General features: G+C 52.5%; 13 protein-coding genes. All 13 read left to right on the top strand.

Features of this window, described 5'->3' with window-relative positions:
* The first annotated feature begins 11 nt into the window (after positions 1-11).
* The gene (dksA, locus tag ABFV38_RS03890) at positions 12-467 is read left to right on the top strand and encodes an RNA polymerase-binding protein DksA (protein WP_001155232.1); all 456 of its coding nucleotides are present in this window, start codon (positions 12-14) and stop codon (positions 465-467) included.
* A gap of 59 nt (positions 468-526) precedes the next feature.
* Positions 527-1,417: a tRNA glutamyl-Q(34) synthetase GluQRS gene (gene gluQRS, locus ABFV38_RS03885; RefSeq protein ID WP_348958543.1), complete on the top strand. Its 891-nt coding sequence runs from the start codon at positions 527-529 to the stop codon at positions 1,415-1,417.
* 42 nt (positions 1,418-1,459) lie between these two features.
* Positions 1,460-2,857, top strand: a complete 1,398-nt coding sequence (pcnB, locus tag ABFV38_RS03880; RefSeq protein WP_080347332.1) for a polynucleotide adenylyltransferase PcnB — start codon at positions 1,460-1,462, stop codon at positions 2,855-2,857.
* Positions 2,854-3,333 carry a 2-amino-4-hydroxy-6-hydroxymethyldihydropteridine diphosphokinase gene (folK, locus tag ABFV38_RS03875; protein ID WP_048028475.1) on the top strand — a complete coding sequence of 160 codons (480 nt, stop codon included), beginning with the start codon at positions 2,854-2,856 and terminating at the stop codon, positions 3,331-3,333. Before pcnB ends, folK begins: the two co-directional genes overlap by 4 nt.
* Positions 3,334-3,456: 123 nt before the next feature.
* Positions 3,457-4,248 (top strand): 3-methyl-2-oxobutanoate hydroxymethyltransferase, encoded by a 792-nt coding sequence (gene panB / locus ABFV38_RS03870; RefSeq protein WP_008501941.1) that lies wholly within the window; start codon positions 3,457-3,459, stop codon positions 4,246-4,248.
* An 11-nt stretch (positions 4,249-4,259) separates the two neighbouring features.
* Positions 4,260-5,111, top strand: a complete 852-nt coding sequence (panC, locus tag ABFV38_RS03865) for a pantoate--beta-alanine ligase (RefSeq protein WP_008501942.1) — start codon at positions 4,260-4,262, stop codon at positions 5,109-5,111.
* A 34-nt stretch (positions 5,112-5,145) separates the two neighbouring features.
* On the top strand, positions 5,146-5,526 hold the full coding sequence (panD, locus tag ABFV38_RS03860; protein WP_006173750.1) for an aspartate 1-decarboxylase: 381 nt from the start codon (positions 5,146-5,148) through the stop codon (positions 5,524-5,526).
* Between the two features lie 417 nt (positions 5,527-5,943).
* On the top strand, positions 5,944-6,528 hold the full coding sequence (locus ABFV38_RS03855; protein ID WP_348958541.1) for a fimbrial protein: 585 nt from the start codon (positions 5,944-5,946) through the stop codon (positions 6,526-6,528).
* A 59-nt stretch (positions 6,529-6,587) separates the two neighbouring features.
* Positions 6,588-7,316, top strand: a complete 729-nt coding sequence (locus tag ABFV38_RS03850; protein ID WP_235403548.1) for a fimbrial chaperone — start codon at positions 6,588-6,590, stop codon at positions 7,314-7,316.
* 49 nt (positions 7,317-7,365) lie between these two features.
* Complete coding sequence (locus ABFV38_RS03845; RefSeq protein ID WP_348958539.1) at positions 7,366-9,951, top strand: outer membrane usher protein; 2,586 nt, start codon at positions 7,366-7,368, stop codon at positions 9,949-9,951.
* A gap of 27 nt (positions 9,952-9,978) precedes the next feature.
* On the top strand, positions 9,979-10,554 hold the full coding sequence (locus ABFV38_RS03840) for a fimbrial protein (protein ID WP_235403546.1): 576 nt from the start codon (positions 9,979-9,981) through the stop codon (positions 10,552-10,554).
* Positions 10,555-10,572: 18 nt separating this feature from the next.
* Positions 10,573-11,139 (top strand): fimbrial protein, encoded by a 567-nt coding sequence (locus ABFV38_RS03835; RefSeq protein ID WP_235403545.1) that lies wholly within the window; start codon positions 10,573-10,575, stop codon positions 11,137-11,139.
* 23 nt (positions 11,140-11,162) lie between these two features.
* On the top strand, positions 11,163-11,768 hold the full coding sequence (locus ABFV38_RS03830) for a fimbrial-like protein (protein ID WP_235403544.1): 606 nt from the start codon (positions 11,163-11,165) through the stop codon (positions 11,766-11,768).
* Positions 11,769-11,776 lie beyond the last annotated feature (8 nt).

The following is an 11,776-nucleotide window of genomic DNA, read 5'->3' as shown; positions in this document are numbered from 1 at the left end:
GGAGAAGCAACATGCAAGAAGGGCAAAACCGTAAAACATCGTCCCTGAGTATTCTCGCCATCGCTGGGGTGGAGCCGTATCAAGAGAAACCGGGCGAAGAGTATATGAACGAAGCCCAGCTGTCGCACTTCAAGCGTATTCTTGAAGCATGGCGTAATCAACTCAGGGATGAAGTCGATCGCACCGTTACTCATATGCAGGATGAAGCTGCTAACTTCCCGGACCCGGTAGACCGTGCCGCTCAGGAAGAAGAGTTCAGCCTCGAACTGCGTAACCGTGACCGCGAACGCAAACTGATCAAAAAGATCGAGAAAACGCTGAAAAAAGTCGAAGACGAAGATTTTGGCTACTGCGAATCCTGCGGTGTTGAAATTGGCATTCGTCGCCTGGAAGCGCGTCCAACCGCCGATCTGTGCATCGACTGCAAAACGCTGGCCGAAATCCGCGAAAAACAGATGGCCGGTTAATTCCAGCGCTGTTTACACACTCCAAAGGCGGGAGTCTCTCCCGCCTTGTTACTGTTGATATGTCTGAATCACACTATATTGGGCGCTTCGCGCCATCTCCTTCCGGTGAATTACACTTCGGCTCATTAATTGCCGCGCTCGGCAGCTACCTGCAGGCTTGCGCCCGCCAGGGAAAATGGCTCGTCCGCATCGAAGATATTGACCCTCCGCGTGAAGTTCCCGGTGCAGCAGAGACCATTCTGCGTCAGCTGGAACATTACGGTCTTCACTGGGATGACGAGGTTCTCTGGCAGTCAAAGCGTCACGAGGCCTATCGGGAACGTCTGGCCTGGCTTCGCGCTCAGGGGCTTTCCTATAACTGCACCTGCACCCGCTCGCGCATCCAGAGCGCAGGCGGCGTTTATGACGGCCACTGCCGCACGCTGAACAACGGTCCTGAAAATGCCGCCGTGCGCATCAGACAGCACTCCCCGGTGACGCACTTTAACGATTTACTCTCCGGTGAGATTCATGCCGATGAACGTCTGGCGCGTGAGGATTTTATTATTCACCGTCGCGATGGCCTGTTCGCCTACAACCTGGCCGTGGTGGTGGACGATCATTTTCAGGGCGTGACGGAAATAGTGCGCGGGGCGGATCTGGTCGAGCCGACCGTGCGACAAATCTCGCTGTATCATCAGTTTGGCTGGACGGCACCGGACTACATTCATCTGCCACTGGCGGTTAATGCGCAGGGCTTAAAATTGTCAAAGCAGAACCACGCCCCGGCCCTGCCAGACGGCGATCCGCGTCCTGTTTTGATCGACGCGCTGCGATTTCTCAACCAGAATGTAACCAACGAATGGCAGGATCTGCGTATTGACGAAGTGCTGAAAATGGCCATTGCTAACTGGACGCTCGCGGCAGTGCCAAAAATCCAGCATTCTCAAATGCGTTGCGCTGAGCTATGATTAGCCGCTTTTTTCATAACAAAACACACTACGAGGTGTACCATTTTTACCCGAGTCGCTAATTTTTGCCGTAAAGTGCTAAGCCGCGAAGAGAGCATGGCGAACGATGCTATTGCACAGCCACACATGTCGGTTATTCCGCGTGAGCAGCACACTATTTCCCGCAAAGATATCAGTGAAAATGCCCTCAAGGTGCTCTATCGTCTGAATAAAGCGGGCTACGAGGCCTATCTCGTGGGCGGTGGAGTGCGTGATTTACTGCTGGGCAAAAAACCCAAAGATTTTGACGTGACGACCAGCGCCACGCCTGAGCAGGTGCGCAAATTATTCCGTAACTGCCGTCTCGTTGGCCGCCGTTTCCGTCTGGCTCACGTAATGTTTGGGCCGGAAATCATCGAAGTGGCGACCTTCCGCGGCCACCACGAAGCGGGTGCGTCCGATCGCACGACATCGCAGCGCGGCCAGAACGGTATGCTGCTGCGCGATAATATCTTCGGTTCTATCGAAGAAGATGCCCAGCGTCGCGACTTCACCATCAACAGCCTTTATTACAGCGTCGCGGATTTCACCGTGCGCGATTACGTCGGTGGCATGCAGGACCTGAAAGAAGGTCTGATCCGCCTGATCGGCACGCCGGAAACGCGCTACCGTGAAGATCCCGTGCGTATGCTGCGCGCCGTGCGTTTCGCCGCCAAGCTGAATATGCGCATCAGCCCGGAAACGGCGGAGCCAATCCCGCGTCTGGCGACGCTGATTAACGACGTGCCGCCTGCTCGCCTGTTTGAAGAGGCGCTGAAGCTGCTGCAGGCCGGCCACGGTTTTGAAACCTACAAACTTCTGCGCGAATACAACCTGTTCCAGCCGCTGTTCCCGACCATTACCCGCTACTTTACCGAAAACGGTGACAGCCCAATGGAGCGGATGATTGCGCAGGTGCTGAAAAATACCGATACCCGCATTCGCAACGACATGCGCGTGAACCCGGCGTTCCTCTTTGCCGCGATGTTCTGGTATCCGCTGCTGGAAACGGCACAGCGTATTACCCAGGAGAGCGGGCTCGCCTATTACGATGCGTTCGCGCTGGCCGCCAACGACGTGCTGGACGAAGGCTGCCGCACGCTCGCCATTCCGAAACGGATTACCACCCTGGTGCGCGACATCTGGCAGCTTCAGCTGCGCATGTCCCGTCGTCAGGGCAAACGCGCCTGGAAGCTGATGGAGCATCCTAAATTCCGCGCGGCCTTCGATCTCCTGTCGCTGCGTGCGGAAATTGAACGCAACCAGGAGCTGCAGCGTCTGGCGCAGTGGTGGGCTGAATTCCAGGTCTCCGCCCCGCCAGAGCAGAAAGATATGCTGACCGGGCTGGATGAAGAGCCGGAACCGCGTCGCCGTCATCGTCGCCCGCGCAAACGCGCGCCGCGTCGTGAAGGAACAGCATGACCCTCGCGTATATCGCCATCGGCAGCAATTTAGCCTCTCCGCTGGAGCAGGTGAAGGCTGCCGTACAGGCGCTGGGCGACATCCCACAGAGTCGGATCGTGGCGGTCTCCTCGTTCTACCGCACACCGCCGCTGGGGCCACAGGATCAGCCAGACTACCTCAACGCCGCCGTGGTCCTTGAGACTGAACTGGGTCCCGAAGCGCTGCTGGACAATACCCAGCGTATTGAGCTTCAGCAGGGCCGCGTGCGCAAAGCCGAACGCTGGGGCCCCCGCACGCTCGACCTCGACATTATGCTGTTTGGTCACGAGACGATTAACACTGAACGTCTCACCGTTCCGCATTACGACATGAAAAACCGCGGGTTTATGCTTTGGCCGCTGTTTGAAGTCGCCCCTTCCCTTACCTTCCCTGACGGGCTCTCGCTAAAGGCCGTTCTCAACAGTCTCGGTGCGGAAAAACCCGCGCGCTGGTAAAGCCGTTTTTTTATTGGTTAACCATAAAATATTTGTGGTTAATCGATTGCCTAAAATCATTGTTCCCTCGAATGTTACTGTTAGAATGCGCAAAGATTCGCTTTTGGGCTATCAGGAAACAGTATGAAACCAACCACCATCTCCTTACTGCAGAAATGCAAACAGGAAAAAAAACGCTTCGCCACCATCACCGCGTATGACTACAGCTTCGCCAAACTGTTTGCCGAAGAGGGGATCAACGTCATGCTGGTCGGGGATTCGTTAGGGATGACGGTACAAGGACATGATTCCACCCTGCCGGTGACGGTTGAGGACATCGCTTACCATACCCGCGCCGTGCGCCGTGGCGCTCCAGCCTGTCTGCTGCTTTCCGATCTGCCGTTTATGGCCTATGCCACGCCGGAACAGGCATTCGAAAACGCGGCGGCAGTGATGCGTGCCGGTGCCAATATGGTCAAAATTGAAGGCGGCGCCTGGCTTGTGGATACGGTGAAGATGCTCACCGAGCGCGCCGTGCCGGTGTGCGGGCATTTAGGCCTGACGCCGCAGTCCGTCAATATCTTCGGCGGCTACAAGGTGCAGGGCCGCGGCGATGCCGCCCAGACGCTGCTGGATGATGCTCTGGCGCTGGAAGCCGCAGGTGCACAGCTGCTGGTGCTGGAGTGCGTGCCGGTTGAGCTGGCGAAACGCATTACCGACGCGCTGTCCATTCCGGTGATTGGTATTGGGGCAGGTAACGTGACCGACGGTCAGATCCTGGTGATGCACGATGCCTTCGGTATCACCGGCGGACACATCCCGAAATTTGCCAAAAATTTCCTCGCCGAAGCGGGCGACATGCGCGCTGCGGTCAGGCAGTATATTGCCGACGTTGAATCCGGTGTTTACCCGGGTGAAGAACACAGTTTCCATTAAGGAGTCTCGTTGTGCTAATCATTGAAACCCTGCCGCTGCTTCGCCAGCATATTCGCCGCGCGCGTCAGGAAGGTAAACGTATCGCACTGGTCCCGACCATGGGCAATCTGCATGACGGCCATATGAAGCTCGTCGACGAAGCCCGCGCGCGGGCAGATATCGTGGTGGTCAGTATCTTCGTGAACCCCATGCAGTTTGACCGCGCAGACGATCTGGCGCGCTACCCGCGCACCCTGCAGGAAGATTGCGAGAAGCTAAAAAAACGCCACGCGGATATCGTCTTCTCACCTGCACCGGCGGATGTTTACCCGCAGGGTACCGAAGAGGCAACCTACGTTGACGTCCCGGGCATTTCCACCATGCTCGAAGGCGCGAGCCGCCCGGGCCATTTCCGCGGCGTTTCCACCATCGTCAGCAAGCTGTTCAACCTGGTACAGCCGGACGTTGCCTGCTTTGGCGAGAAAGACTTCCAGCAGCTGGCGCTGATCCGCAAGATGGTTGCGGATATGGGTTACGATATCGAGATTGTCGGCGTACCGATTGTACGCGCCAAAGACGGTCTGGCACTCAGCTCGCGTAATGGCTACCTGACCGCCGAACAGCGTAAAATCGCGCCGGGTCTCAGCAAGGTCATGAACACCATGGCTGAGCAGATGCTGGCAAAAGAGTTAACAGCAGAAGAAATTATCGCCCTTGCCGAGCAGGCGCTTAACGATAAGGGGCTTCGTGCTGACGACGTACAAATTCGTGATGCTGATACGCTGCTGGAATTAACCCAGAACAGCAAGCGCGCAGTCATCCTGGTGGCGGCCTGGCTAGGTCAGGCGCGTCTGATCGACAATAAAGTGGTTGAGCTGGCGTAGTTCCTTTCACCCCTGATAATTATAGGTAAACGTAATGATTCGCAAAATGCTGCAAGGTAAGCTTCACCGTGTGAAAGTCACGCAGGCCGACCTGCACTATGAAGGCTCCTGCGCCATTGACCAGGATTTCCTTGATGCAGCAGGTATCCTCGAAAACGAAGCGATTGATATCTGGAACGTGAACAACGGTAAACGCTTCTCTACCTACGCGATTGCCGCCGAGCGCGGTTCTAAAATCATCTCCGTAAACGGCGCTGCGGCGCACTGCGCGGACGTGGGTGATATCGTGATCATCGCCAGCTTCGTGATGATGTCTGACGAAGAAGCGCGTCGCTGGCAGCCTAAAGTCGCCTACTTCGAAGGCGAGAATGAAATGAAGCGCACCGCAAAGGCGATTCCGGTTCAGGTTGCGTGAGTCTTTTAGGGGGGCTGAACATGGCCCCCTTTTAATATCGCCATTAAACTTAATCTATCGTTTTTAATTTGTTAAATACAATCAACAAATACATAATTCGCAAAAATAATTCCCAACAAAGCAATCACGAAATAAATAACACTTGCGTTCTTTATTGTGATAAACATCATAAACTTAATTAAACATTACGTTATAATCCCTCAAGGAATTAAAGATATTATCTTTTTAAAACAACGTTACACCTTACGGATTCTTCATCTCGAACCCGCCTCTGGTCGTCCCTGTAAGCAATTTAAATAATCTTACTTCACATTAAAGCCCCCCTAATTGTTCGATACATAAAACAATATTATATTACCCCTCGTTATAACAAAGCACCGAATTTTCAATTCTTTTAAAATAAATGGATGTATTAACATGTTTAATAAGACTATTTTAGCAACCGCTATGGCAGTGGCAGCAATGGGTTCCGTTTCCGCAATGGCTGCAGATGTGGGCCTGATCACTTTTGATGGTGCAGTCACTGACACCACATGTGTGATTACAACGAATAATGGTATTGATGCAAACAATATTACAATTACGCTGCCTGTTGTTAAAAAAGCAGATCTTGAAAAAACCACTGTAGATGCAGGTATCGGTTCTAAAGAGTTCGCGCTGCACATGAGTCAGTGCCCGGAAACCCTGACCAAAGCGTCAGCTAACTTCACCTCTCAGCAGTTTGCCGATCTGTCTAACGGTACGCTGAAAGCGGACGCGACCGTTGCAGGCCACGCTGCAAACGTCAACCTGGCGCTGTTCAACAACACCGCGACCAAGACTGACCGTATCAAAGTGGGCAACCCAAACAACAACACCCAGGTTACTGACCTGACCGGTGGCGAAGGTCAACTGTCTTACCGTGTTGCCTACGTTCCAAGCGCTGCCTGGGTTAAAGGCACCAACGACATTACTGCCGGTAAAGTAAGCAGCAACGTTACCTTTACCATGAGCTACGAATAATCGATAGCTTTTGAATCTCTCATGCGCTCACAGATGACGTGGGCGCATTTTGTTTAAGGATGAATAATATGCGCCTTTTAAAATCGGCTCTCGCGACATTGATGCTGAGTGCTGCACTGTCTGTTTCTCATACCGCCTTTGCGGATATTGTTATTTCCGGAACGCGCGTCATTTATCCGGAGTCGGCAAAAGATGTCACCGTGAATATGGAAAACCGCGGTAATAAACCTCTGCTGGTACAAACCTGGCTGGATGATGGTCGTGACTCAACCGACCCACGTGAATTGAAAGTCCCGTTCGTTGTGACACCTCCGGTTTCACGTATCGATCCCGCAAAAGGGCAAACGGTACGCATCAGTTGGCTTGGTCAGGCTATGCCACAGAATAAAGAAACCATGTACTGGTTCAACGTTCTGGAGATCCCACCAAAAGCCAAAAATGACTCTGCAGAAAATATTCTGCAACTGGCATTCCGCACCCGTATAAAAATGTTCTTCCGTCCAAAAGGACTGAAAGGCGATCCTGCCATCGCAGCAAAAGAGCTGAAATGGACCCAGAACGGCAGCATGCTGGTGGCGCGCAATGATTCTCCCTACTACGTCTCTCTGGCGAAAATCGATGCATCTGTAGGCGGTAAAAAAATCGCCATCGATCCACACTATGTGGAACCGTTTGGTAGCCAGTCTTATGCGCTTAAAGAATCGGGTACCGCACACGTTAGCAAAGTGGCGTTCACGGCAATCAATGATTTTGGCGGTGCCGACGTCCATGAAGTGACGCTCAAATAAAACAATAAGATTCTTATTCTAACTAGCAGCTAACGGATTAGTGATAGCAATGTTATTCAAGCGTTCAATACTCTGTATTATTATCAGTACCGCGCTTCAGTCGCCATCTTTTGCAGAAGATGGCGCTGTGCAGAATACGTCTGATGAAAGTGAGATCGAATTTAACGATCAATTTCTCTTTAACACAGGCGCGAAAATCGACGTTAGCCGCTTTGCAAAAGGCAACCCAATTGTTCCTGGTACGTTTAAAACGCAAATTGCGATTAACGGCCAGAAGAAATTGTTGACCGAATTTACATTCAAAGATAACGGAACAACGCGTGCGACCCCCTGCTTTACGGCTAAGCTTCTTTTACAGTTGGGCATAAAGCAAGAGGCACTGAAAGATATTGAGGAAAACAGTGAAAGCTGCCTTGATATCGTAAAAATCCTCTCTGGCGCATCATGGGATTTTGATTCGTCGAACCAACAACTCGATCTGGTTGTGCCGCAAATTTACATCGATCGTCGCCCTGGCGGCTATGTTGATCCTTCCTTATGGGATGATGGCATTACGGCCGGGATGCTTTCTTACGATCTCAATGCCTGGCATTCCGATTCCCCAGGCTCGACCCACGAAAGCGCCTATGCTGGCCTGAAGTATGGCCTGAATATGGGGGCATGGCGTCTGCGTTCACGCGGCAACCTTAACTGGGATCAGGACAGCGGCAGCGAATATTCAAGCCAGGATATCTATTTACAGCGTGATATCACGCCGCTACGGGCACAAATGCTGTTAGGGGATTCCTACACGCGTGGCGAAACTTTCGACTCAATCGGCCTTCGTGGCGCCCGCATGTATAACGATGACCGTATGCTGCCTGGCGGTATTTCCACCTATGCGCCAGTCATTCGCGGCGTGGCCAAAAGCAACGCCAAAGTGACGGTAAGCCAGAGTGGTAATAAGCTGTACGAAAGTACGGTGCCGCCGGGTGCGTTTGAAATCGCCGATCTCAGTACCACAGGCTATGGTAGCGATCTGGTTGTTACCATTGAAGAAACGGATGGTAGCGTGCGTACGTTCTCCATTCCTTACTCTTCTGTGAGCCAGATGCTGCGCCCGGGTTACAGTCGCTGGGATATTGGTGCCGGAGAGCTTAATGATAATGGCCTTCGCGATAAGCCGCGTCTGGGTTATGCCACGGGCTATTACGGCATAAATAATACCTTCACGGGCTATTCCGGTATTCAATATATGGATACGGGATATCTTTCCGGCTTGCTGGGTATTGCCATGAACACCGGCATTGGTGCATTCGCACTGGATATTACGCATTCTGATGCGGATATCGATGGCCTGGGAACGCTGCAGGGTCAAAGTTATCGCGTGTCATGGAGCAAACTGCTGGAGGATACCCGAACCTCTTTCAACGTCGCAGCCTACCGATTCTCAACGAAAGATTATCTTACGTTGAGCGATGCGGCGTCCCTCGCTGAAGACATTAAATATCACGATACATCACGTAACCCCGATCATAGCGGGAGAGATATCTATACCACTTTCCAGCGCATGAAAAACCAGATTCAGCTTAACGTGAGCCAGCCTATTGATCAGGGCAAAAATAACTACGGCTCATTATATGCAACCGGAAGCTGGCAGGACTATTGGACGCAGTCCAGCTCAACGTCTCAATATTCAGTGGGTTACAACAACAGCTTCTGGCTGGGGAGCTACAGCGTGTCCGTGCAGCGCAGTTACGACGAGTACGGTGAGAAAGATGACAGCATCTATCTGAGTCTGAGTATTCCGCTGGAAAACCTGTTTGGCCACACCAGGCGTCCGGGTGGATTCTCCAGTGTTAACACAAGCGTGAACTCGGACTTCAAGCACAACATGTCCGTGAATACCAGCGCCAACGGCAACACTGACGATTACCGTTTTAGCTATAGCGTGAATACCACCACGACCCACAGCGAGTCCGGTGACATCAACCAGCTTGGTGGCTATGGCAGCTATAACAGCCCTTACGGTCCGCTGAGTCTTTCTGCCTCGGCGACTGATGACAACAGTCAGCAATACTCATTGAGCTACAGCGGCGGCATGCTGGTGCATTCTGGCGGCGTCACGCTGGCACCGGGCAGTATTGGTGATACCGATACGCTGGCATTAATCAGCGCGCCGGGCGCGAAAGGTGCGCATCTCTCACTGGGTGATGGCGTGATTGGTGATTCCGGCTTTGCCGTCATGCCTTATCTCTCGGCATATCGGGAAAACACCGTCGGTCTGAATATTTCCGATCTGGAATCCGACGTTGAAATCAAAAATACCAGCATGGTCGCCATTCCACGCAGTGGGGCGATCATAAAGGTGAATTTCGAAACCGATCAGGGTCGATCGCTGCTGCTTGAACTTCGTCGCTCAGATAATGGCTTTATCCCGTTAGGTGCTGATGTGGTAAATGAAAGTAACGTCAGCGTGGGAGCGGTTGGACAGGCTGGCCAGGCCTACGTTCGTGGCATCGAAACCAGCGGCAAGCTTCGTGTGGTTTGGGGTAACGGTACCGACAGCGAATGTACCGTGACGTATCGCATTCCTGAATCAGCGAAAAAAGTAGGGTTAACCACCTTCCTTAATAATCAACTTTGTCAGATGTAATTTTTTTATAACAGGGAGTTATTTTTAATGAAAAAGACCGTTCATGCGACACGTCTTGGCGCTCTGCTCGCGCTGGCGTTAAGCTCACAGGCTATGGCGGGGTCAATCCCGCTTGATGTCACCTTCACCGCAACTCTGCGCGAAACCACCTGTGATATGAAAATCGAGGGCGGTACTGGCAATGGTACTAACAACACCATTCCTATTGGTACAGGTGGCACGATGCAGTTGAGTGACATCACTGGTGGCACGGATGCCGCGACAGCGAACTTCAAGCTGAAAATCACCGAATGCCCAGCCAGCTTAAGCGGACTGAAAACCACCATCTCAGGATCTCAGTCTGGTTACGTTAAAACTGGGATTGTCAACGCAGCGATCACCGGTCCGGCTGATTATCTTGCAGTCAGTATCGCCCGTGCTTCCGCGACGACCGCGCCGTTTGAAATTAACTCAACGGATGACAGCAAGCGTCTGGTATGGACTGCCGCGGAAATCAACGCCAAAGAAGTTCCACTGGTTGCTCGTATTATTGAAACACAGTCTGGCAGAGGGACGACAGGTGCCTTCAGCGCCACTGCCACTTTTAACTTTACTTACGAATAAGCGAAAGGACACGCAATAATGAAAACAATCGCCCATTCAACGCTCATTGCACTTGCTGTCGCTGCGGGTGTTGCCTCTGGTTCCGCCAGCGCCGCCATTACCGGTACTCCTAGTGTGCAAGCGACATTTACGACCACTGTCACCGCAGGAACGTGTACAGCCCAGATCCAAAACGCCGGTGGTCAGCCGATCAGCACCCTGGCCTTTGGTGATGTCTTTAAATCTGATCTCGTGGCCCAGAGCCGCAGCGAACCCTTCAAAATTGCCTTTAGCGGCTGTGCGGGTGTGAAAAGCGCCACCATTCAGGCAACGCCTGGCAGCGGGGGTACCTGTACCGGTGCGGCAACCGACGGTGACTCTTTCTCTGCAGGGAAAGCAACAGGCTTTGAAGTCTGGAAAGGCGTGGCTGCCACCGGCACCCTGCTGAGCTGTAACACCAAGCCTGTACAAACGCTGAACATCAGCGGTGCTACCGCCAGTATGAATATGGCCGCGCGTATCGTCCTCGGCAAAGGGCAGACCATTGCGGATGTCACCACCGGTGACGTCAGTGCACCTGTCACCTTCGTCGTCACTTACCAATAATGCTTTGCAGGGGCAGAACGGCAATGTTAACGCCAAATAAAAATTATCGTCTGAAAGGGTCAATACTTACCCTGGCAGCAATCATGAATTGGTGCTGGTCTGCCCCATGCCAGTCAGCTGACGCTGGCATGGATGTTACCTTAAATGCCAATATCGTTGAAAATACCTGCCAGATTTCAATTGCTAACAACGGTAAAGTCTCTTTGCCGACGGTGAGCAAAAGTTGGTTTTATAACGTTGATGGCACTACTCGCCTTCAACCCACTGATGATGCAGGCGGCACACCATTCGCAGTCAAAATAGATAACTGCCCCCTGGACGATCAGGTGCCGCAAAAATTTATATTTAGTTTCCAGCCGCAAAGCAAAGAGTGGCCTGAATCAACGCGCCAGGTGTTTATTAATGAAACCAGCGTAGCCGCAGGTGGCGCCGATAATACCGGCGTGGTCATTTTTTCAAAAGCTCACAATACCAACGTGTTAAGCAGCGAGGGGAATTCGAGTGTAGAGCTCGTCGCCAATGAAAAGTGGGGAACGGAATATCCCTTCTATGCGCGCCTGCAAAACACAGGCGCAGTTTCCGTGGGTAAAGTAACCAGTCGCGTGCTGGTTAATGCGATCTATGAATAAACAGAGCA

Source organism: Enterobacter cloacae complex sp. Mu1197 (genome assembly GCF_040059225.1).
GTDB classification, from domain to species: Bacteria; Pseudomonadota; Gammaproteobacteria; order Enterobacterales; family Enterobacteriaceae; genus Enterobacter; species Enterobacter quasiroggenkampii.
Note: the sequence above shows the minus strand (reverse complement) of the source record. Positions and strands in the feature narration are given on the sequence as shown.